We start from the raw sequence: 22607 nt of genomic DNA, 5'->3' as shown, positions 1-22607 counted from the left end.
CAGTTGCGCCCCTTCGCATTTGCAGGAACGCACTATGAATACCCTTCCTCACTGGTGGCAGAACGGCGTCATCTATCAGATTTACCCAAAGAGTTTCCAGGATACCACCGGCAGCGGCACGGGCGATCTACGCGGCGTAACGCAGCGCCTGGACTACCTGAAAACCCTCGGCATTGACGCTATCTGGCTGACGCCGTTTTATATCTCGCCGCAGGTGGATAACGGTTACGACGTGGCGAACTACACTGCCATTGACCCGACCTACGGCACGCTGGACGACTTTGACGAACTGGTTGCCCGGGCGCATGAACGCGGCATCCGCATCGTGCTGGATATGGTCTTTAACCACACGTCCACGCAGCACGCCTGGTTCCGCGAGTCGCTGGATAAAGCGAGTCCGTACCGCCAATTCTATATCTGGCGGGACGGTACGCCGGATACGCTTCCCAACAACTGGCGCTCCAAATTTGGCGGCAACGCCTGGCGCTGGCACGCCGAAAGCGAACAGTATTATCTGCACCTGTTCGCACCGGAGCAGGCGGATCTCAACTGGGAAAACCCGGCGGTGCGCGCCGAGCTGAAAAAAGTGTGCGAGTTCTGGGCCGATCGCGGCGTGGACGGCTTGCGTCTGGACGTCATCAACCTGGTTTCAAAAGATCAGGATTTCCCGGACGATACCCTCGGCGACGGTCGCCGCTTCTACACTGACGGGCCGCGCATCCACGAATATCTTCAGGAGATGAGCCGGGACGTCTTTACCCCGCGTAACCTGATGACGGTGGGCGAGATGTCCTCCACCTCGCTGGAGAACTGCCAGCAGTACGCGTCTCTTGATGGCCGCGAGCTGTCGATGACCTTTAACTTCCACCACCTCAAGGTGGACTACCCCGGCGGCGAAAAATGGACGAAGGCAAAGCCGGACTTCGTGGCGCTGAAAACCCTTTTCCGCCACTGGCAGCAGGGGATGCACAATAAAGCCTGGAACGCGCTGTTCTGGTGTAACCATGACCAGCCGCGCATCGTGTCGCGCTTTGGTGACGAAGGGGAACACCGCGTGGCGGCGGCGAAAATGCTCGGCATGGTGCTGCACGGGATGCAGGGCACGCCGTATATCTACCAGGGTGAAGAGCTGGGTATGACCAACCCGCATTTCAGCCGTATCACCGACTACCGCGACGTGGAAAGTCTGAACATGTTCGCCGAACAGCGGGCTAACGGACGCGATACCGATGAACTACTGGCGATTCTGGCGAGTAAGTCACGCGATAATGGCCGCACGCCGATGCAGTGGGACGCCTCGCATAATGCGGGCTTTACCGAGGCCGAGCCGTGGATTGGCGTTTGCGACAACTACGAAACCGTGAATGTCCGCGCGGCGCTGGACGACCCCGATTCGGTGTTCTACACCTACCAGTCGCTGATTCGCCTGCGCAAAACCCTGCCGGTACTGACGTGGGGGGATTATGAGGATCTCCTGCCTGACCACCCTTCCCTGTGGTGTTATCGCCGCCAGTGGCAGGGGCAAACGCTGATGGTGGTGGCGAACCTGAGCCATTTGCCTCAGGAATGGCAAGCGGACGCTCTCAGCGGCGAGTCGCAGGTGGTGATAAGCAACTACCCCGCCCCTCAAACCTCAATGCTTCGTCCGTTTGAAGCCGTGTGGTGGCTAAAGCAGTAATTCCTCCGCCGGGCACGATGCCGTGTCCGGCTTACTTTGCTGTTTTTGTTGAATAATTAATCAGATTTTTCCTTCGCGTCTTTACAATTGCCCCAGCGCCCGCCGTTTGTACTCTCGTCTTTTTACTTTGTCCTGCATCAAAAAAATCGCAAACATGTTTGATGCAAATCACTATATGTAGCACTTAAAATGCACGCCGACCCAACATCTTGTATTTATCGTCTACTATTCCAACAACAAGACGGCGCTTACGCTGGCCGGAATTGTGGATAACACGGGCTGGGCACGCGGGAAGTCTTTGCCGCGGCGAGGAATACGCCCGGTGAATACTTCTCCACCTCTGTGGATAACCTGTTTTTAAAATGGAGTGATCATGACACCGCATGTGATGAAACGTGATGGCTGTAAAGTGCCGTTTAAATCAGAGCGCATCAAAGAAGCCATTCTGCGTGCAGCTAAAGCAGCGGGAGTCGATGACGCAGATTACTGCGCCACCGTCGCAGAAGTCGTTAGCAGCCAGATGCATGAACGCAGCCAGGTGGATATCAGCGAGATCCAGACCGCGGTTGAAAACCAGCTGATGTCTGGTCCGTACAAGCAGCTGGCGCGCGCCTACATTGAGTATCGTCACGACCGTGACGTCCAGCGTGAGAAACGGGGTCGCCTTAACCAGGAGATCCGCGGCCTGGTAGAGCAAACCAACTCGTCGCTGCTCAATGAAAATGCCAATAAAGACAGCAAAGTGATCCCGACCCAGCGCGACCTGCTGGCCGGTATCGTCGCCAAGCACTATGCCCGTCAGCATCTGCTGCCGCGCGATGTAGTCTCGGCGCACGAGCGCGGTGAGATCCACTATCACGATCTCGACTACTCGCCGTTCTTCCCGATGTTTAACTGCATGCTGATCGACCTGAAAGGCATGCTGACCCACGGTTTTAAAATGGGTAACGCCGAGATTGAGCCGCCGAAATCCATCTCCACCGCGACGGCGGTCACGGCGCAGATCATCGCCCAGGTGGCGAGCCACATCTATGGCGGCACCACCATTAACCGCATTGATGAAGTGCTGGCCCCGTTCGTGACCGAGAGCTTCAACAAACACCGTAAAACGGCGGAAGAGTGGCAGATCCCGGATGCTGACGGTTACGCCCGTTCCCGCACCGAGAAAGAGTGCTACGACGCCTTCCAGTCGCTGGAATATGAGGTAAACACGCTGCACACCGCCAACGGCCAGACGCCGTTTGTGACCTTCGGGTTTGGCCTCGGCACCAGCTGGGAATCACGCCTGATCCAGCAGTCTATTCTGCGCAACCGTATCTCCGGCCTCGGTAAAAACCGTAAAACGGCGGTGTTCCCGAAACTGGTGTTCGCCATTCGCGACGGCCTGAACCACAAGTTTGGCGATCCGAACTACGACATCAAACAGCTGGCGCTGGAGTGCGCGAGCAAGCGTATGTACCCGGATATCCTCAACTACGACCAGGTGGTAAAAGTCACGGGTTCGTTTAAAACGCCAATGGGCTGCCGCAGCTTCCTCGGCGTGTACGAGGATGAGAACGGCGAGCAGATCCACGACGGGCGCAACAACCTGGGCGTCATCAGCCTGAACCTGCCGCGCATCGCGCTGGAAGCCAAAGGGAATGAAGCGGCCTTCTGGACGCTGCTGGATGAACGTTTACAGCTGGCACGTAAGGCGCTGATGACCCGCATCGCCCGTCTTGAAGGGGTGAAAGCCCGCGTCGCGCCAATTCTCTATATGGAAGGGGCCTGCGGCGTGCGCCTGAAAGCGGACGATGATGTGTCGGAGATCTTCAAAAACGGTCGCGCGTCGATCTCTCTTGGCTATATCGGCATTCACGAAACGATTAACGCGCTGTTTGGCGACAAGCATATCTATGACAACGACGCCCTGCGTGAGAAGGGTATCGCGATTGTGCAGCGCCTGCGCGATGCGGTAGACCAGTGGAAAGAGGAAACTGGTTACGGTTTCAGCCTGTACAGCACGCCGAGTGAAAACCTCTGCGATCGCTTCTGCCGCCTGGACACCGCCGAATTCGGCATCGTGGAAGGCGTGACCGACAAAGGTTACTACACCAACAGCTTCCACCTCGATGTGGAGAAGAAGGTGAACCCGTACGACAAGATCGACTTCGAAGCGGCTTATCCGCCCATCGCGAACGGCGGTTTTATCTGCTATGGCGAGTACCCGAACATTCAGCACAACCTGAAGGCGCTGGAAGACGTGTGGGATTACAGCTATCAGCACGTGCCGTACTACGGAACCAACACGCCAATTGACGAGTGCTACGAGTGCGGCTTTACCGGTGAGTTCGAGTGCACCAGCAAAGGCTTCACCTGTCCGAAATGCGGTAACCACGATGCAGCCCGCGTCTCCGTGACCCGCCGCGTGTGCGGCTACCTCGGCAGCCCGGATGCCCGTCCGTTTAACGCCGGTAAGCAGGAAGAGGTGAAGCGCAGGGTGAAACATCTGGGGAATGGGCAGATCGGGTAAGTTCTGCGCAGGGTGTCCCCCTCACCCTACCCCTCTCCCTCAAGGGAGAGGGAACCGATCGAGCACATTGTTATTCCGGCCACCGGTGTTCTCCCTCTCCCTGTGGGAGAGGGCCGGGGTGAGGGCATCAGGTTAACGCTATGAATTATCACCAGTACTACCCCGTCGACATCGTCAACGGCCCCGGCACCCGCTGTACCCTGTTTGTATCAGGCTGCGTTCACGAGTGCCCCGGCTGCTACAACAAAAGCACCTGGCGCCTGAACTCGGGTATGCCGTTTACCGCTGAGATGGAAGACCGCATCATCAACGACCTGAACGACACGCGCATCAAACGCCAGGGGATCTCGCTCTCCGGCGGCGACCCGCTCCATCCGCAAAACGTGCCGGAGATCCTGAAGCTGGTAAAACGCATCCACCACGAGTGCGCGGGAAAAGACATCTGGGTCTGGACGGGCTATAAGCTGGATGAACTGAATGCGCAGCAGATGGAAGTGGTGGATCTAATTAACGTCCTGGTCGACGGCAAGTTCATGCAGGATCTAAAAGATCCTATGCTTATCTGGCGCGGCAGCAGCAACCAGGTTGTGCATCATCTGCGTTGAATGAAGGCGGATATCCTCTGTCCGCCTGAACGTCAAAACCGACTCAAACTCTCCATCGCCACAGCCTTAAACGCCGCAAAATTCTCGCACTGGCACAGGCGCGCCATCGCGCGTTCACGCAGGAAAGTGACAAAGATGTCGTAAATCGCCATTGCCTCTTCGTACTCGCTTTTGCTGATGGCGAGCAGGAAGATGACATGGGCGGTTTCATCTCCCCACTGAATGCCCTGCGGCGCCAGCACGGTGTAGACCACCGTTTTTTGCGCCAGCAGGCCGAGGGAGTGCGGCAGCGCAATGCCGTCGCCGAGCATGGTGCTGACGATGGCTTCACGCTCGATAACCGAATCCAGAAACTCCGCACCGACAAAGCCCTCTGCTTCAAGCTGTTCACACAGCTCGCGGAACAGCGTTTGCTGGTCGACAGGCTTGTCGATAATGCGGAAATGGGCCGCGTCGAAGTATTTTTCCAGCATCCACGGCCGGGTGCGGTCCACCAGCACCAGCTTGCCGATCTGCTCTAACTGATAATCGGTCGGGAACGGGGCGATCATCACCACCGGTTTGGATTTTTCGCTCACACGGGCGGTGGAGATCACAAAGTCTTCGCCAATGGCATCGGCAAGCTCGTACTCGCGAAGGGTGAGCGTGCGCGTCACCTCAATCTGCGGGTATTTACGCTGAAGTACCGCCTCGATCATGCGCACCATCGCGTTACCTGCGTCGCATACCAGCAGCACCCGCGGCTGGCGCTGGTAGCCGATGTTGTAGTGGCGCTCCAGCCCGACGCCGATATGCAGCACCAGAAAACCAATTTCGTTTTCGCTGATCACATACGGGGTGTATTTTCCCCAGCTCGACACCGCCGCGAGGGTCATATCCCACGCCATCGGGTAGTGCTGCTTGATGTTATCCAGCAACGGATTGGGGATCATGATTTGATACCGCACGCGGGTAATCATGGTTTTGATGTGCGTGAGCAGATCTGCATGCAGTTGCTCGTCGCTCAACAGGTTGTAGTTATAGTGGGTGTTGATGTAGCGCAGAATGTAGTTGACCAGGGCTTCGTCGTCGTCAGCGTTAATGGCGCTCGGGGCGATCTCCTGGATCTGCCGCGCCGCAATGTGCACGCACAGCCAGCTCTCTTCTGACGGCGACAGCGCTTTGCCCGCCAGCTCCTGGATAGCCACCGCGATATCTTTCGCCGCCTCATGCACGTTCTCTTCCACGTCTTCCGCGTGGAATTCCGGCAGCGGATACCCTTCGCTGATGCGCCGCACCGACACCGCGCAGTACAGGCGCAGGAACAGCTCGCCTTCGTCGGTCAGGCGAATGTGATGGCGCGTCAGCGCATCGTGCAGCACCGGCACCATCTTTTCCGCCACACCCGCGTTCAGCGCCACGTCGGTCACCAGCGGGTTCAGGCTGTCCTGCTGCGCCAGCTCCCACAGGAGGTCGGTCAGGCAGGCGCGTATCGCCATCTCGCTGCCAAACAGCTTCATGCCGTGGCGAGGGCGGGTTTCCAGCGTCAGGTTGTAACGGTGAAACCACTCGCGCACTTCCACCATGTCGCTCTGCAACGTGGCCCGGCTGACGAACCACTCATCGGCCAGATCCTCCAGCTTGATGGAAAAGGCTGACGTCAGAAAACGCACCACCAGATAGTGCACGCGCTCAGGTCCGGTTCGCGGAATACGCAGCGCGCGCGGGTGGGACGCCTGCAATTGCTGATAGCGCGCCACATCATTAATTTTGAGCTGATAGCCGTTGCCCCGGCTCAAAATGAACTGCGCGCCGTGGCTAGCCAGCAGCGCGTTCAGGGCGGTGATATCCGCCCGGACGGTTCGCGTGGAAACCGACAGCCGCTGCGCCAGCTCGTCCTGCGGCAGCGTCTCGTTTTGCAACAGATCGAAAAGTTGCGCTAAACGTTGGTTCGGAAATCGCACGTCGTTGTCCTCTTACGGCTTAAGGTGAAATGACCATCTGGGATGGGCTGCCGACCGGGGTATAGTCTGGCTCGGCGCTCAGCTTGCCGTCCGGTGCCACGCGGAAACGGGTAATGTTGTCGCTGCGCTGGTTCATGACGTACAGCCAGCGACCCTGCTTATCGAGCGTCAGGGTGCGCGGATAGTCGCCGCGCGTCCAGACATCATCCTGATGCGTCAGCGTACCCTCTGCCGTTACGGTAAAGTGCCCGATGCTGTTATGCAAACGGTTAGCGACATACAGCTGTTTCCCGTCGGCACTTAGCGCCAGCCCGGCAGCAAAACTGGTGCCTTTATAACCGTCCGGCAGGGCTGAAACCGTTTTACCCTCTTTCAGCCTGCCATTACTGTCCAGCGCATAATGGGTGAGCGTAGACGCCTCTTCGTTAATCAGCCACAGGGCATCACCTTTCGGCGTAAAGACGAAGTGGCGCGGCCCGGCCCCTTTTGAGGAGGCGCTGATAAACGGCGGATCGTTCGGAGTCAGCTTCCCGGTTTGATCGTCAAAACGGTACTGATAGATGCGATCCAGCCCCAGATCGGTGGAAAAAACGTATTTCCCGCTCGGATCGGCGGCGATCATGTGCGCATGCGGGCCGTTATGATCGCTGATGGCGAAACTGCCCTCGACGGCAGCTTCCGGCTTCGCCGCGCCCGGTTCGCCTTTGTCCTGATGGGTGTCCGTAGCATCGCTCAGGCTGCCGTCTGCGTTAACGGGCAGCACCGCGACAGTTCCGCTGATGTAGTTTGCCACCAGCAGATGTTTACCGTTCGGCGTCAGGGAAAGATATACCGGCCCCGCGCCGCCGGAGGCCACCTGATTCAGCTCGCTCAGCGTGCCGTTATCGCCGATGCGCAGCGCCTGCACCACGCCCTGCTCCACTTCGCTTGCCAGATAGAGCGTTTTGCCGTCGTGTGAGACGGTTAACTGCGCGGCGTTCGGCAGCTTGCTCACCAGCGTTTTATCGTTCAGCGCACCGGTTTGCGGGTCGACGGTAAAGCGGTACAGCCCTTCGCCGTTGGGGTTGTAGGTGCCCACCCAGGCGTACTGGTTTTGAGCAATAGCAGAGGTAGCAAGTAAAGAGAGTGAAGCAACAAGCAGGGTACGGGTGTGCATGGTGGCTCCTTCGGGTGTGTGCGGTTTGTTTCCCCTCACCCTAACCCTCTCCCCAAAGGGGAGAGGGGACGATTACACCCTCTCCCCTTTGGGGAGAGGGCTGGGGTGAGGGGCAGGTTTTACTTCACCAGCTTCTTCGTCATCGCCAGCAGCGTGCGCACATCTTCTGGGCGCGTATCACCGCTGGCTTTATCGATAATCGAGCTGTAGATATGCGGGATGATTTTGCTCACGCCCGCGTCGAGGGCGATCTGCAAGATCGCCTCGAAGTTCTCCAGATCGATTCCCCCGGTCGGCTCCAGCCAGAAGTCGTGACGGGCGCAGGCTTCCGCCACCGCCTGGTATTCGTCACGGCATTTCAGGCCGCCCATCGGAAAGTACTTGATGGAGCTCCCGCCGAAATCTTTCAGCAGGGCGATGGCGGTTTCAACCGGGACAATGCCGTCCGGCGCGTTGCTGCTCAGCGGGCCGGTGGAGATTTTCACCATCCCGACGGTACCGGTCGGAGAGACCAGACCGTTGACCACGGAGTCATTTTGCCCCAGCAGCGCGCGGCTGGTGGCCACGCCGGTAAAGACCTGGTTAACGTGCTGCGGCTGCACCTGGCGGGAGATTTCACTCACCATCGCCGACTGGTTCGGATCGCCCGCGCCCAGGCCAACGGAGAGCGCGTTATCAATCAGCTTCGCGTATTCACGCATATCCGCGACCGCGCTCGCCACGTCCGGGTAATTTTTGGAGAGCACGCCCACCAGCACGTGGCCTTCCGCCGCCTCATAGATGGCGCTGGCGTTGGCCTTTGAGCCTGCCAGCACGTTCAGACAGACGCGGTCACGGTAAAAGTTGGGGGTCAGTTTCATGCGTTTTTCTCCTGTCCTAATACTTCACTAATGCGGCGGTACACAATGTTCAGCTGGTCAGCGTTTACGCTGCGCACGTCCGCCTCAATAATCCCTTCGTTGGCCTTGTAGCCACGGAAATAGATGGCGTATTCGCCCTGCTTGAGCGCATTCACCAGGTCACCCGTGCCGACGCCGGTGGTGGCTTCGTCGAACTTAATTTCGGTGCGGGCGATGTCGCGTCCGGCGCTGTCCCAGACCACGCGCGCGGTCACACCGTTAAGGGTGTTGAGCGCCTCGATAAACGGCGTCATTTTCGCCACCATCTCGGCGCCGCTCTCCTTGGTGGCCGTCAGGTAGTGTTCGATGGCGCAGGTCAGGCCAAGAATGCCCTCTTTGCCCACCTTCATCGCGCGGCCAATGCCCGCCGTCTGGCGCTTCACCCACTCAACGTACTGGGTTTTGCCAATCACCAGGCCGCTGGTTGGGCCTTCGATCGCCTTCGCGCCGCTGTAGATCACCAGATCGGCGCCGGATCGGTAATAGGTATGCAGATCTTCTTCCGCCGCGGCATCAACGATCAGCGGCAAGTCGTGTTTACGCGCGACAACCGCCGCCTGCTCGACGCTGAGCATGCTTTTCTGCACGCAGTGGTGCGATTTAATGTAGAGGATAGCCGCCGTGCGCGGGGTGATCGCCGCCGCCAGCTGATCGGCGGAACATTCGTTGGCGTAGCCCGCTTCCACCAGCTTGCCGCCGCCAAGCGCCACCATGGTGCCCACCGGCGCGCCAAAATTCACGTTGTGGCCTTTCGGCAGGACGATCTCGTTATTTTCAATCGGTGTGACGTGCAGGTTTTCCAGCAGCCAGTCGCTGTCTTTCACCAGCACAGCCGCCACGGACTGGGCAATGCCCGCCGACGCGCAGGAGACCACCGTCGCCCCTTCCACCTCCAGCAGCTTCGCGATGTATTCCCCGGTTTTATTGACCAGATCCTTCATCTCGAAATAGTGATTCATGCCGTCCATCGCCGCCTGCACCACTTCCGGGCGCGGCGTGGAGACACCCAGCGCCGTCATGCGGCCAGAGGTGTTGATAACCTGCTTTAAGTTGTACTTCTCATAAATCGAAGGCATGTTCCGTGCTCCCTTGTTCGGTCATGTAGCCCTTGCCCGCGCGGATCGCGGCAAGCGGCACCAGAATGTGTTCAGCCTGTAGGCTGTCGTTTTCGGCATCCGTCAGCACCGTCGGCTGGCGCTTGAGGGTAAACAGCGTCAGATCGGCGTCGAGGCCAGGCTGAATGCGGCCTTTGCGCGTCAGGCGCAGGCCGTCGGCGGCGTTGGCGGTGACGCAGTCAATCACCTGCGGCAATGACATGCCGATGGCGAGGAATTTCGACATCACGCTTGCCAGCGAGCCGACCGGGCCGTTGATGCGGTTGCGGCAGTAAATATCCGAGCTGATGGTGTGCGGCAGAATGCCCATCGCAATAGCGCGCTTCGCCACTTCAAAGCTGAAGCTCGCCGTACCGTGGCCAACGTCCAGACGCACGCCGCGCTTCAGGGCGGAGGTAATGGAGGCACGCAGCTCGCCGGAGGGCGTCAGGATGCGGTTTGGCTTGCCGTTGTAGCAGTGGGTGATGATGTCGCCGGAGCTCAGCAGCTCGGCGATTTCGTCGAGGTTCGGCGGGTTGTTGCCAATGTGCACCATCAGCGGCAGGTCGCCGTTCTCTTTCTGGATCGCTTTCGCGCGCGCCAGCGGGGTGATGCCGTTTTCACCGACCACGCTGCTGCTCATGCGCGCCTTCAGGCCGACGATAAAATCAGGATGCCGTTTCACCGCCTCTTTCACCGCGTCGGCGTCAATATTGGCCATATTGGCCAGCTCGTTCTGGGCGATCAGCCCCACGCGGGAGATGTTCAGCAGGGCAAACACCTCGGTGGAGGCTTTGCGGGTGATGGTGTAGAAATCGTCCACGTCGTCGGCCCCGGTGCTGCCCGCGTCCACCACGGTGGTGACGCCGGTGGCAATGCCCACGCTGTCCGGCTCGTCGTGGTAAATCGGGGAGTTCGGGTAGCAGTGGACGTGGGAGTCAATCCAGCCCGCGCTGACGAACACATCACCGTTAAGCTCAACCGTTTTACGGGCGGGAGCGTCAATTTCGCCCGTCGCGGCGATCTTCCCGTCCTGAATGGCGATATCGGTCAGGGTATCGTCGGCGAGGCGCGCACGGCGCAGGAGTAAATCAAACATGGGGTTCTCCTGATAGGGCGGGCGCCGGAGCGCCCGCGGGTATTAAAGGGCGACCGGGAACAGCCATCCCAAAATCATTGCGCCGAGGATGGCGCCACCGGTAATCGGCTTCTGCCAGATGTAGAACAGCAGCGCGCCTACCAGGGAACCGACGCCGATTGGAATGGAGGCGGTCATGGCGCTGAGGATAATCAACGGCCCGAGGAAGCGGCCGGAGGCGTTACCCGCGCCCATCATCACGTCTGCGCCGTAGGTGGAGTTGCTCTGGTTGATGGTGAACTTACGCGCCAGGATGATGACGTAGCCAATCGCCAGACCAATCACCAGGCCGGTAATCAGCGAGGCAATGAAGTTGGTCACCGGGAACATGATCCCCGCGCCCAGCAGCAGCGCCGGTACGCCGAGGCCCACGCCGGTCTGGATCGCCCCGCCGATATCAAGAATACCTACCAGCGACCCTTCGATAATTCGGGCGAACAGGAAGCTCGCGCCAAATGCCGCCACTGCGCCGTAAACGCCGGTATCAATGCCCGCTTTCAGCATCGCCACGAAGGCCACTTCGTTAAACGCGCCGATGCCGTAGAGGTAGTACATGTGCGTCCCGGCAAAGACGCCGGAGGAGAGCAGGCCAACGAAGATCGGGAACGACCAGTCGGCATACCAAAAACCTTTATTCTGTTCCATGTCGAGGCTCCTGTTATTTACCGCTGAGCGAGTTGTGGATCATGTCGAGCCAGTTCGGCACGGTCAGATGGAAGGATTCGATCATCTTCATGTCGAAGCCGCGGAAGAAGCCGCTCAGCACGAAGAGCAGAACGATCGCCCCCATCATCACTTTGGTGACGTGGTTCCAGCCGCTCTCCTCCACGCCTTTACCGATCAGAATACCCAGTACCAGACCCGGTACGGCGTTACCCATGATCAGCTGTGCCGCGCCGCCAAAGATGGTGGCCCAGAAGCCCGATTTTTTACCCGCGTCGATGGCCGCCAGCCAGAAGATTACCGGCATCACGGTGTTGACCAGCAGGTTCGCGGCAGGCACCAGCACCTTCACGGCGGTGACCTGAAGCGCTGCGGGCACGGAGGAGGCGGTCAGGTTAAGGAAGGTCACGACAATCATGCCGATGATGCCGCAGGCAATCGCCATTTTGCGCGGGTCATGCAGCGTTTCACCGACGTTACGGTTTTTGATCATCAGCGCGGCAGCACCCCAGTTTGGGATGATGCGGTGGTCAACGTCCTGTGTGAAGGCACCTGCGGCCACGGAAGAGGCCCAGGCGTTAAAGAAGAAACCTAACCCAAAGGAGAAGTGGGACGCCGGATCCCCTTCGCAGGAGTTCAGTTCCCCCAACGTACGAAACGCGCCCATACCCTGAGTGGTAGGCGCATGAAACATGCGTGCAGCCCCGGCCCCGACACCGACGCCTACCAGGCCGCCGATGATGAGCGATTTTATTAATATAATTAAGAACATCAGTCTGCCCTTTTATGAATAATCAGCGTTGCGTGACGAAATCCACCTGGTCGAGATTGATGGCTGTCACGTTGACGGTCACATCCAGCTCCACGCTGTAGGTGCGTCTTTCCCGGCGCAGAAAGAAGAACAGAAACGCTTCTTTTCGCACCGCTTCTTGCGCCTGAACGACCTGCACATCCTGTGGCTCAATACGCAGTAAGATATGCGGTGAGGTTTTCATCACCGCGGCCTGAACGTGGTTGAGCGCGTCGGCAAAGGCGCGCGCTTTGGCGTCGCCCTTCCCCTTCACTCTCACCGTGGTTGTGAACTGTTCTTTCATGCTTACGCGCCGTATTTCTTCTGCCACGCCTGTACCAGACGCTCGCCCAGCTCTTCTTTATCCATAAAGCCAAAGCCCAGCACGTTGCAGCCTTCGTTGATGGCGGTCACACCCTCATCCACGGAGCGCATCCCGTATTTGGCCTTGTAGCCATATTTGGTCTGAGCGGTGATGGCGCCCGCGCCGCCGCTGCCGCAGAAGGAGATCCCGAAGGTGGCGTTTTCTGCTTTCATCACGTCACCGAGCTTCATATCCGCTGCCATGCCCGGTACGACAACCGCGCGTCCGCCGGCTTTTTCCACACCCGCAGCCACTTTCTGACCTTTACCCAGGCGATCGCCAATCACGACTGTAATCTGTTCCATGTGTTGCTCCTTAAAGGTTGTCTTTCGCGACTTCGAAGTGAACGGAGAGCAGCCAGGCCTCTTCATCAGGAAGGTTGCCGAACTGCGCTACCACTTCACGGGCAAGTTGCATTGAATCTGGTGAAATTTCGTCGAACAGCTCTGCTTCAACCTCCGGCAGCGGCTCGCCGGTCACGGACCGGTGCGCCATTGCGCGAACGTGGGAGGTCAGCATCTGCTCCTGTACCGCGTTGGGGATGATGTTGTGCCGGGCCAGCAGGGCGTAGACCTGCTGAAGCATGGTGTTCGCGAGCTGTTCTGTTTGCACCGCCTGTTCCCCAACGTCGTTCATTACCGCTCCGTTAATCACTCGTCTTACCCCGTTAATGGCTCTGGAATAAAACTAACGTCGAGGGGGAATTGTTTGTAGCGAGTTGTTTTCCACTTCGAAGTGGAAAGGCGAGCAGCGGCAGTGATCTGTGCCACATAAATGCGGTGAATCTGTATAAATCGCTGGATTTACGTGATGAATATCACGCTATTACGCGGTATTAGACTGATAAGCGGAGTGGAAAAGATTACGAGCAGGCTCGTAGAAATGTGACGTGGATAAGGTTTTCTTATGGAGATTCGCTAGAGTGGCGGCGGGTGCTTGAGACTGACCGTCTCAGGCATGGGACGGAAAGTGGAAAGCCCCGCCTGATAAAAAATCAGGGCGGGGGCTCGAAACGACACGTCACACCGTGGAGTTCGCTACCTCGCCCGCTTTAAAGCAAGGAGGCATCCATGAAACGCAGAAACCCAAGTATCGGGGTTTTGATGATTATTTCTTTGACAATAATCATCTTAACGCTGGTAACGAGGAAAACACTGTGCGAGATCCGTTTTCGTAATGGCTCGCTTGAAGTGACAGCGCGGATGGATTGTCGCTCCGGCAAGTAGGGAGCAACGATGCGGGGGCGCATCATGCGCCTCCGCATACGGAGAGAGGACGTACAGCTCAGGCACCCAATTAACGATACTTCTTGTGATACGCGTTGCGGGTCGCCGCAAACTGGTCGGCTGCCGCCTGGGCTTCCTTCACTTTGCCTTCGTTCGCCAGCTTCAGCGCGCCGTCAATCTGGCCGACCAGCACGTCAAAGCCGTGGCGGTAGTCTTTCATCTCGGCGCTGTCTGCCGCTTTGCTTTCCAGCTTCGGCGGCGTCGCTTTTTGCGCATCCAGCGCAGCTTCACGCATCTTCGTCAGTGCGTCTTTCATTTCCGCCGCATTGTCGGTTTTCTGCACCACCTTCAGATTTTGACTGAGGATGTCCATGTTGTCTTCGAGATCGGCAGCAAACGCAGATGAGCCAAGAACCAGCGTTGAAGCCGCGACGATCGCTAACAGGTGTTTACGCATTGCTCACTTCCTTTTTTATTATTAATCACGCTTTTACGGGGATTATTGCCCGGCGATTTTCATCTCAGGCAGTAATACAGAACCACACTGAATATTGCTGCGTGTTTCAATATCGTTACCGACCGTAACAATATTGCGCCACATGTCCTTGAGGTTGCCGGCGATGGTGATTTCGCTCACCGGATACTGAATTTCACCGTTTTCGACCCAGAAGCCCGCTGCACCGCGAGAGTAATCGCCGGTGATACCGCTCACGCCCTGCCCCATCAACTCGGTGACCACCAGGCCGGTGCCCATCTCTTTCAGCATCTGTTCAAAATTCAGGCCCTGTCCGGCAATGCGCCAGTTGTGGATGCCACCCGCGTGCCCGGTGCTTTTCAGCCCCAGCTTACGCGCAGAGTAGTTGGTCAGCAGCCACTGGGTCAGAATGCCGTCTTTCACGATATCCCGGCGTTCCGTGCGTACGCCTTCGCTGTCGAACGGCGTGGAGGCCAGCCCTTTCAGCAGGTGTGGGTGCTCTTCGATGGTCAGCCATTCCGGCAGGATCTGCTTGCCCAGCGAGTCGAGCAGGAAGGTCGATTTACGGTACACCGAACCGCCCGCGATAGCGCCTACCAGATGGCCAAACAGACCGGTCGCCACTTCGTTGGCAAAAATCACCGGGGCTTTCATGGTGGAGAGCTTGCGCGGCGACAGGCGAGACAGCGTGCGTTCGGCGCACGCTTTACCCACCCACTCCGGAGACTGCAAATCCCCCAGCGCGCGGCCAATGGTATAGGCGTAATCGCGCTCCATGTCGCCGTTTTCTTCGGCGATGACGCAACTGGAAAGCGAGTGGCGGGTTGAGCAGTACCCCTGCAACATTCCATGGGAGTTACCAAACACTTTAATGCCGTAGTGGCTGTTAAAGCTGCCGCCTTCGGTATTGGTGATGCGTTTGTCAGCCTGCAAAGAGGCCTGCTCGGCACGCGCGGCCAGCTCAATGGCTTCATCCGGCGTCACTTCCGCGGGATGGAACAGATCGAGATCCGGCGCGTCAAACGCCAGCAGCTCTTTATCGGCCACGCCAGCGTAAGGATCCGGGGAGGTGTAACGCGCGATATCCAGCGCCGCCTGCACCGTTCGGGCGATGGCATCCGGGCTGAGATCGGTAGACGACGCGCTGCCTTTGCGATTCTGGTGATACACGGTGATCCCCAGCGCGCCATCGCTATTAAATTCTACATTCTCCACTTCGCCATAGCGGGTGCTCACGCTAATGCCGGTGGTTTTGCTGACCGCCACTTCGGCGCCATCTGATTTACCTGAAGCGAGCGTCAGCGCGGTGGAGACGGCTTCTTCCAGAATCTTACGCTGCGCTTCAACTTGTGAGGTTACTTTCATCGCAAATGCCATACTGTAAGAGAGAGTTAAGTGAAGTCTAACAGAGAACCGTTTTTCAGTGCGCGTCTTAACTGGTAACATTAGCCTCTTTTTTTAAGGAGCCTGACATGACTAAGCAGCCCGAAGACTGGCTCGACGACGTTCCCGGTGATGACATCGAAGACGAAGATGATGAGATCATCTGGGTCAGTAAAAGTGAAATTAAACGTGACGCCGAAGAGTTAAAACAGCTTGGCGCAGAAATGGTAGAACTGGGTAAAAACGCGCTGGATAAGATCCCGCTCGACCAGGATCTGCGTGATGCCATTGAACTGGCACAGAAAATCAAGAAAGAAGGGCGTCGCCGCCAGCTTCAGCTTATCGGGAAACTGCTGCGTCAGCGCGATGTTGAGCCGATCCGTCAGGCGCTGGATAAACTGAAGAACCGCCACAACCAGCAGGTTGCGCTGTTCCATAAGCTGGAGCAGATCCGCGACCGTTTGATCGAGCAAGGTGATGACGCGGTACCTGAAGTGCTGAACCTGTGGCCGAATGCCGACCGCCAGCAGCTGCGTTCTTTGATCCGTAACGCGAAGAAAGAGAAAGAAGGGAATAAGCCGCCGAAGTCAGCGCGTCTGATTTTCCAGTATCTGCGCGAGCTGTCTGAGAACGAAGAGTAAACCCCTCACCCCAGCCCTCTCTCCAAAGGGGAGAGGGAGAAGAGATAATGTAGGCCCGGTAAGCGATAGCGCCACCGGGTCTTTTTTTACTCTGCGGCCGCGGCTTTCTTCGCCAGACCGTCCAGCAGCTTCTGATGGATCCCGCCAAACCCGCCGTTGCTCATCACCAGAATGTGATCGCCAGGCTGTGCGGCTTTCACCACCATATCCGCTAAGACATCCACGTCCGCACTCCAGTGCGCTGGCTGAATGCAGGCGTCGGCCACTTCGGCCACCTGCCACGGAATATGCTGCGGTTGCAGCAGGAAGACCTCGTCGGCACGCCCTAAGGACGGCGCGAGGTCGTCTTTGCAGATGCCCATTTTCATGGTGTTCGAACGCGGTTCCAGCACGGCCAGAATGCGCGCGGTGCCGCCAACTTTGCCACGCAATGCGGCAAGCGTCGCCAGAATGGCCGTTGGGTGGTGCGCGAAATCGTCATACACCGTCACACCGTGGGCTTCGCCACGCAGCTCCAGACGGCGACGGGCGTTGATAAACGTGCCCAGCGCATTGGCGGCATCCGCAGGCAGTACGCCAACGTGACGCGCCGCGGCGATCGCCATCAGGCCGTTGTGCATGTTGTGCTCGCCCACCAGGCCCCACTTCACCTCGCCCACTTTCTCACCGTCGAGCAGCACTTCCCATTCGGAGGCATCCGCGTTGAGCTTTTTCGCCTGCCAGTGCCCCTGCTCGCCAACCAGCTCCTGCTCGCTCCAGCACCCCATCGCCAGGGTCTGCTTCAGGTTGATGTCGTTCTCCGGCAGGATAATGCGGCCCTGACCCGGAACAATGCGCACCAGATGGTGGAACTGTTTCTGAATCGCTTTCAGGTCGTCAAAGATATCCGCGTGATCGAACTCAAGGTTGTTGAGGATCAGCGTGCGTGGGCAGTAATGCACGAATTTAGATCGCTTGTCGAAGAACGCGCAGTCGTATTCATCCGCTTCAATCACAAAGAACGGGCTGTCGCCCAGACGCGCGGAGACGTCGAAATTCCCCGGTACGCCGCCGATCACGAAGCCCGGCTTGTAGCCGCAGGCTTCGAGGATCCAGGTCGCCATACCGGCGGTGGTGGTTTTGCCGTGCGTCCCGGCAACGGCGACAACCCAGCGGTCGCGCAGGACAAAATCATGCAGCCACTGCGGGCCAGACATGTACGGGATATTGCGTTCCAGCACCGCTTCAACGCATGGATTCCCACGGGTCATGGCGTTACCCACGATCACCAGATCCGGCTGCGGCTCCAGCTGGCTGGCGTCGTATCCCTGAATCAGAGAAATTCCCTGCTTCTCGAGCAGCGTGCTCATCGGCGGATACACATTGGCGTCCGAACCTGTCACTTCATGGCCCAGCGAGCGCGCCAGCATTGCCAGTCCGCCCATGAAAGTGCCACAAATCCCCAATATATGAATGCGCATACGTCACTATCCTTCTTCAATGTGGCGCACATTTTACTCACATGTCAGCGGCTGTGAAACGCATTTCAGGTAAATCCGTATTTTGCTGGCGCGATTCACCTCTGCGCTAATATTTGAATGTTTGTTAAGATTGTTGGACATCAACCGCTTTACTCAACATAAGATGCAGGGAAAGTGTTATGAAAACGTTAGGTGAATTTATTGTCGAGAAGCAGCACGAGTTCTCTCATGCTACGGGTGAGCTCACTGCTTTGCTGTCGGCAATAAAGCTGGGCGCTAAGATCATCCACCGCGATATCAACAAGGCCGGTCTGGTCGATATCCTGGGTGCCAGCGGTGCCGAGAACGTTCAGGGTGAGGTTCAGCAGAAACTCGACCTGTTCGCCAATGAAAAACTGAAAGCAGCACTGCGCGCGCGCGACATCGTTGCGGGTATCGCCTCTGAAGAAGAAGATGAGATCGTCGTATTCGAAGGGTGTGAACACGCGAAATACGTTGTTCTGATGGATCCGCTGGACGGCTCCTCCAACATCGACGTTAACGTTTCTGTCGGTACCATTTTCTCCATCTACCGCCGCGTAACGCCGGTTGGCACGCCGGTGACGGAAGAAGACTTCCTGCAACCGGGCAGTAAACAGGTTGCTGCCGGTTATGTGGTGTATGGCTCGTCCACCATGCTGGTGTACACCACCGGCTGCGGCGTACACGCCTTTACCTACGATCCGTCCCTGGGCGTGTTCTGCCTGTGCCAGGAGCGTATGCGCTTCCCGGAGAAGGGCAACACCTACTCCATCAACGAAGGCAACTACATCAAATTCCCGAACGGCGTGAAGAAGTACATCAAATTCTGCCAGGAAGAGGATAAAGCCACCCAGCGCCCGTACACCTCACGCTATATCGGCTCGCTGGTGGCGGATTTCCACCGTAACCTGCTGAAGGGCGGTATTTACCTCTACCCAAGCACCGCCAGCCACCCGGACGGAAAACTGCGTCTGCTGTACGAGTGCAACCCAATGGCATTCCTGGCCGAACAGGCAGGCGGCAAGGCGAGCGACGGTAAAGAGCGTATTCTGGATATCGTGCCAGAAAGCCTGCACCAGCGCCGTTCGTTCTTCGTCGGCAACCGCCATATGGTGGATGACGTTGAACGCATGATCCGCGAATTCCCGGACGCGTAACGCACGAAAAGGGGAGCCCGTCAGGCTCCCCTTTTTTTCGTCATGCCGTTTGCGTCGTCAATTTGAAGGAGGCCATCGCTTCCATCAGCTCGCGAGACTGCTCCTCCAGGGAACGTGTTGCCGCAGATGATTGCTGGACCAGCGCCGCATTTTGCTGCGCCGTTTCATCCATCTGATTGACAGCGATATTCACCTGCTCAATACCGCGGCTTTGCTCCTGAGAGGCCGTCGCAATTTCACGCATCAGTTTGGTCATACGCAGTACTTCGGTGGCGATCTCGTCCATCGTCTCACCGGCCTGCTGCGCCAGCTCGCTGCCCTCGTTCACGTGGGTTTGCGAATCGCTGATAAGCGAGCGGATCTCTTTCGCCGCATCAGCACTGCGGCTGGCGAGATTACGCACCTCACCCGCCACGACCGCAAAACCTCGCCCCTGCTCACCCGCACGCGCCGCTTCAACGGAGGCGTTCAGCGCCAGAATATTGGTCTGGAAGGCAATGCCGTCGATGACGCTCAGGATATCGGCGATGCGTGCCGAGCTGCCGGAGATGTCGCGCATCTTCTCAATGACATAGCAGACCATTTCGCTGCCGTGATCGGCGGTATCGGAGACCGACTTCGCCAGTTGGTGCGCCTGCTCGGCGTTATCGGCGTTAAGTTTCACCGTGGCGGTGATCTCTTCCATGCTGGCGGCCGTCTGCTCCAGCGAGGTGGCGGTGGATTCCGTGCGCTGAGCCAGGTTCATATTCCCGGCCGTCAGCTCGCGGCTGCCGGTATCAATCTGCGAGCTGGCGTCACGCACCCGCAGAACGGAGTCCATCAGCGACTGGCGCATCCCTTCGATCGCCGCGTTAAGGCGATTAAATTCCTGGCTCGCCGGCGCGTTCAGGGTATGGGTTAAATCCCCGGCCGCCACATGTTCCAGCTGGGCAATCGAGGCTGAAAGCGGCTTGAGCAGCATATGGCGCAGAACCAGCCAGGCCAGCACGATAATGCCAGCCGTCAGCAGCGCCGCGACGATAATCAGGATCAGCACGCGGGTTTTACTCGCCTGCACGGCGCTCACCTCCGCTTTGCCGCGCGCCTCGCTCCATGCCTGGAACGCCTGCATATCGTTATCAAACTGCTTCGCCACCGGGACCAGCTTGTTTTCCAGCAGATCGTAATAGCTGTCCGCGCTTTGCTCGTTCAGGGCTTTCAGCATCGGGCTGATACCCTGCTGGTTGTACACCGCCAGGCTCGCGGCGACGTTATCCAGCAGCTTTTGCCCCTGCTCATCCGCCACGCCGCTGCCGATCACGCCCTTCAGCGTTTTCTGTGCCAGCGCCACTTCCTGGTTAATGGTTTTGACCGCCCTGGCCGCATCGTCCAGCAGGCCGACCTCCATCATGCGGACGGCCTGCCCCGCTTCGTTACGCGCGCGCAGGATCAGCGTATAGCCGGCATTCAGCTGCACCATCTGTTCACCCTGAAGATGATTGATGCGCTGGAGAGAAGAGGAACTTTGTGTAAGGGCATAAATGCCGATGCCGCTGACAATCAGCAGCAGAAGGGTCATAACGGCCAGTAAAGAGAGCAAGCCGGTACGAATCGATAGCGTTTTAAGCATGATGTTATTTCCGGTAGCGAGATATTTCTGGGCATAAAAAAAGAGTATCGGCCGCTACCGGAAAATGTTTAGAGTTTAAGCAATTTCAGCATGTTATCGCCCTGTTACAGAGGTATTCACCCGGGTAACAGGCGAGCTCTGGCGGTTCTCCCACAGCACCGTCAGGCCGCGCTGGAGCGCGATGAAAATAAACAACAGAATGCCGATGGCAATTTTGGTCCACCAGGAGCTGAGCGTGCCGTCGAAGTTGATATAGGTCTGAATCAACCCCTGGATCGCCACGCCAAACAGCGTGCCGAGCACCGTCCCCACCCCGCCGCTGAGCAGCGTACCGCCAATCACCACCGAGGCAATGGCGTCCAGCTCAACGCCCACCCCCGCCAGGGCATAGCCTGCCTGGGTATAAACCGAGAATACAATCCCCGCGAGGGTGGCCAGCCCGGTCGAAAGCATGTAGATGCGGATAGTCGTGCTGCGCGTGGAAATTCCCATCAGGTTCGCGGACGTGGCGCTGCCGCCAATGGCATAAACCTGGTTACCAAACCGGGTACGGTGGGCGAGGAAGATCCCGATCACCACCACGCCCAGCATCAGCAGCCCCATTGCGCTCAGGCGCCCCCCGCCGGGGATTTTCCACGCCAGGCTGGAGAGCGTGTCGTAGATCGGGTGGTTAATGGGAATTGACTCCTCCGACACCAGATAGCTCACGCCGCGCAGGAAGAACATCCCGGCGAGGGTGATAATAAAGGCCGGGATTTTCAGCGCATCGATCAAAAGCCCCATAAAGGCGCCGAACGCGCAGCCCATGACCAGCACCAGCGGAAAAGCCAGCAGCGGCGAAATGCCCCAAAAGCCAATCGCCTTGGCAAGGAACACGCCAGTAAAGGCGATCACCGACCCAACGGAGAGATCGATCCCGCCGGAGAGGATCACAAACGTCATGCCGACGGCGATAATGCCTAAAAAGGCATTGTCGGTCAGGATGTTGCAAATCACCCGCGTGGAGGCGAAGCCCGGGAACTGGGTCAGGCAGTAAAGGTATCCCAGCACGAACACGCCCAGCGTGATCATTAACGGCAAATTACGTTTTATCATGACCGCGGAACCTCTTAATGAGAGTGATAAAGCGCGGCGACTGCACGATAAGCACGATAAGCACCACGACCGCTTTGACGACCTGATTCAGCTCCGGCTGGAACCCGGAGAGCAAAATACCGGTATTCATACCCTGAATAATCAACGCCCCCACCACTGAGAGCAGCAGATTAAAACGTCCGCCCATCAGCGATCCACCGCCGATAACCACCGCAAGGATTGCATCCAGCTCGAGCCAGAGTCCGGCGTTATTGGCATCCGCTCCGCGAATATCGGCGGCCACGATCACCCCGGCAATCGCAGCACAGACGCCACTCAGCACGTAAGTCAGCATCACCATCAGCCGCGTATTTACCCCGGCGTTTTTCGCGGCCCGAATGTTAATCCCCACCGCTTCGATGAACATCCCGAGCGCCGTTTTGCGGGTGAAAAGCCAGAACACCACCAGCGTCACCAACGCGACGATCACCGGCGTCGGGAAGAACAGAAAATTACCGCTGCCGATCCACGCAAGATTCGGGGAGTTAAAGGTGACGATTTGACCGGAGGTGATAAGCTGCGCCACACCGCGCCCGGCCACCATCAAAATCAACGTCGCGACAAACGGCTGGATCTTGAGCACCGCGACCAGAATGCCGTTCCACAGCCCAGCTAGCACGCCGGAGCCCAGCGCGGCCAGCAGGACCACCGGCAGGCTG

At 58.1% G+C, this 22607-nt stretch carries 22 protein-coding genes; 6 read left to right on the top strand and 16 right to left on the bottom strand.

Translation table 11 applies throughout. The features are described 5' to 3' along the window. The first annotated feature begins 34 nt into the window (after positions 1–34). The 3 genes from treC (at position 35) to nrdG (ending at position 4795) form a co-directional block, all read left to right on the top strand. A complete protein-coding gene (gene treC / locus DD606_RS15745; RefSeq protein ID WP_032608377.1) occupies positions 35–1678 on the top strand; it encodes an alpha,alpha-phosphotrehalase in 1644 nt (547 codons plus the stop codon). 373 nt (positions 1679–2051) lie between these two features. Then, complete coding sequence (gene nrdD / locus DD606_RS15740; RefSeq protein WP_032608376.1) at positions 2052–4190, top strand: anaerobic ribonucleoside-triphosphate reductase; 2139 nt, start codon at positions 2052–2054, stop codon at positions 4188–4190. Between the two features lie 140 nt (positions 4191–4330). Next, a complete protein-coding gene (nrdG, locus tag DD606_RS15735) occupies positions 4331–4795 on the top strand; it encodes an anaerobic ribonucleoside-triphosphate reductase-activating protein (protein WP_003856093.1) in 465 nt (154 codons plus the stop codon). 32 nt (positions 4796–4827) lie between these two features. Here nrdG and DD606_RS15730 read toward each other — a convergent pair whose 3' ends face one another. From DD606_RS15730 to DD606_RS15685, 10 genes are all read right to left on the bottom strand, one after another. Next, positions 4828–6738: a transcription antiterminator gene (locus DD606_RS15730; RefSeq protein ID WP_032608374.1), complete on the bottom strand. Its 1911-nt coding sequence runs from the start codon at positions 6736–6738 to the stop codon at positions 4828–4830. A gap of 19 nt (positions 6739–6757) precedes the next feature. After that, on the bottom strand, positions 6758–7894 hold the full coding sequence (locus DD606_RS15725) for a lactonase family protein (protein ID WP_023324063.1): 1137 nt from the start codon (positions 7892–7894) through the stop codon (positions 6758–6760). A 119-nt stretch (positions 7895–8013) separates the two neighbouring features. After that, entirely contained in the window at positions 8014–8754 is a 741-nt protein-coding gene (locus DD606_RS15720; RefSeq protein ID WP_023315284.1) for a KDGP aldolase family protein, read from the bottom strand. Next, positions 8751–9869 (bottom strand): DgaE family pyridoxal phosphate-dependent ammonia lyase, encoded by a 1119-nt coding sequence (locus DD606_RS15715; protein WP_032608372.1) that lies wholly within the window; start codon positions 9867–9869, stop codon positions 8751–8753. Before DD606_RS15715 ends, DD606_RS15720 begins: the two co-directional genes overlap by 4 nt. Further along, positions 9853–10986 (bottom strand): amidohydrolase/deacetylase family metallohydrolase, encoded by a 1134-nt coding sequence (locus DD606_RS15710; protein ID WP_063978780.1) that lies wholly within the window; start codon positions 10984–10986, stop codon positions 9853–9855. Before DD606_RS15710 ends, DD606_RS15715 begins: the two co-directional genes overlap by 17 nt. A 42-nt stretch (positions 10987–11028) precedes the next feature. Next, on the bottom strand, positions 11029–11670 hold the full coding sequence (locus DD606_RS15705; protein WP_003856081.1) for a DUF4310 family protein: 642 nt from the start codon (positions 11668–11670) through the stop codon (positions 11029–11031). 13 nt (positions 11671–11683) lie between these two features. Beyond that, entirely contained in the window at positions 11684–12460 is a 777-nt protein-coding gene (locus DD606_RS15700) for a DUF4311 domain-containing protein (protein WP_058652376.1), read from the bottom strand. A 22-nt stretch (positions 12461–12482) separates the two neighbouring features. Continuing rightward, positions 12483–12782: a DUF4312 family protein gene (locus tag DD606_RS15695; protein WP_023324060.1), complete on the bottom strand. Its 300-nt coding sequence runs from the start codon at positions 12780–12782 to the stop codon at positions 12483–12485. A 2-nt stretch (positions 12783–12784) separates the two neighbouring features. Next, entirely contained in the window at positions 12785–13147 is a 363-nt protein-coding gene (locus DD606_RS15690) for an SFCGS family glycine-rich protein (RefSeq protein ID WP_006810339.1), read from the bottom strand. A gap of 10 nt (positions 13148–13157) precedes the next feature. Beyond that, the gene (locus DD606_RS15685; protein WP_026080657.1) at positions 13158–13496 is read right to left on the bottom strand and encodes a PRD domain-containing protein; all 339 of its coding nucleotides are present in this window, start codon (positions 13494–13496) and stop codon (positions 13158–13160) included. 416 nt (positions 13497–13912) lie between these two features. On the opposite strand from DD606_RS15685, the gene DD606_RS15680 reads away from it, so the two are divergent. After that, entirely contained in the window at positions 13913–14068 is a 156-nt protein-coding gene (locus DD606_RS15680) for a Hok/Gef family protein (protein WP_017383916.1), read from the top strand. Between the two features lie 70 nt (positions 14069–14138). Here the strand turns inward: DD606_RS15680 and cybC are convergent, their stop codons facing one another. Together cybC and pmbA are read right to left on the bottom strand one after the other, a co-directional pair. Beyond that, a complete protein-coding gene (cybC, locus tag DD606_RS15675) occupies positions 14139–14525 on the bottom strand; it encodes a cytochrome b562 (RefSeq protein ID WP_022650280.1) in 387 nt (128 codons plus the stop codon). A gap of 42 nt (positions 14526–14567) precedes the next feature. Beyond that, positions 14568–15920 carry a metalloprotease PmbA gene (gene pmbA / locus DD606_RS15670; protein ID WP_015572506.1) on the bottom strand — a complete coding sequence of 451 codons (1353 nt, stop codon included), beginning with the start codon at positions 15918–15920 and terminating at the stop codon, positions 14568–14570. A gap of 95 nt (positions 15921–16015) precedes the next feature. Here pmbA and yjgA point away from each other — a divergent pair, with 95 nt between their 5' ends. Then, positions 16016–16567 (top strand): ribosome biogenesis factor YjgA, encoded by a 552-nt coding sequence (yjgA, locus tag DD606_RS15665; RefSeq protein ID WP_003856072.1) that lies wholly within the window; start codon positions 16016–16018, stop codon positions 16565–16567. Positions 16568–16653: 86 nt separating this feature from the next. Here the strand turns inward: yjgA and mpl are convergent, their stop codons facing one another. Next, positions 16654–18027: a UDP-N-acetylmuramate:L-alanyl-gamma-D-glutamyl-meso-diaminopimelate ligase gene (mpl, locus tag DD606_RS15660; protein ID WP_023315280.1), complete on the bottom strand. Its 1374-nt coding sequence runs from the start codon at positions 18025–18027 to the stop codon at positions 16654–16656. A gap of 179 nt (positions 18028–18206) precedes the next feature. On the opposite strand from mpl, the gene fbp reads away from it, so the two are divergent. After that, positions 18207–19205, top strand: coding sequence for a class 1 fructose-bisphosphatase (gene fbp / locus DD606_RS15655; RefSeq protein ID WP_003856070.1), 999 nt, complete (start codon positions 18207–18209; stop codon positions 19203–19205). A gap of 40 nt (positions 19206–19245) precedes the next feature. On the opposite strand, the gene DD606_RS15650 is transcribed toward fbp, so the two are convergent. From DD606_RS15650 to DD606_RS15640, 3 genes are all read right to left on the bottom strand, one after another. Further along, on the bottom strand, positions 19246–20814 hold the full coding sequence (locus tag DD606_RS15650; RefSeq protein ID WP_063868795.1) for a methyl-accepting chemotaxis protein: 1569 nt from the start codon (positions 20812–20814) through the stop codon (positions 19246–19248). 93 nt (positions 20815–20907) lie between these two features. After that, entirely contained in the window at positions 20908–21909 is a 1002-nt protein-coding gene (gene yjfF, locus DD606_RS15645) for a galactofuranose ABC transporter, permease protein YjfF (RefSeq protein WP_023302976.1), read from the bottom strand. Further along, a partial coding sequence (locus DD606_RS15640; RefSeq protein WP_139158319.1) for an ABC transporter permease occupies positions 21896–22607 on the bottom strand: 712 nt, incomplete at its 5' end. The genes yjfF and DD606_RS15640, both read right to left, overlap by 14 nt.

This window comes from Enterobacter cloacae complex sp. GF14B (assembly GCF_004136805.1).
Classification (GTDB): Bacteria; Pseudomonadota; Gammaproteobacteria; order Enterobacterales; family Enterobacteriaceae; genus Enterobacter; species Enterobacter hormaechei_C.
This window is presented reverse-complemented; position numbering and strand designations above follow the sequence as displayed.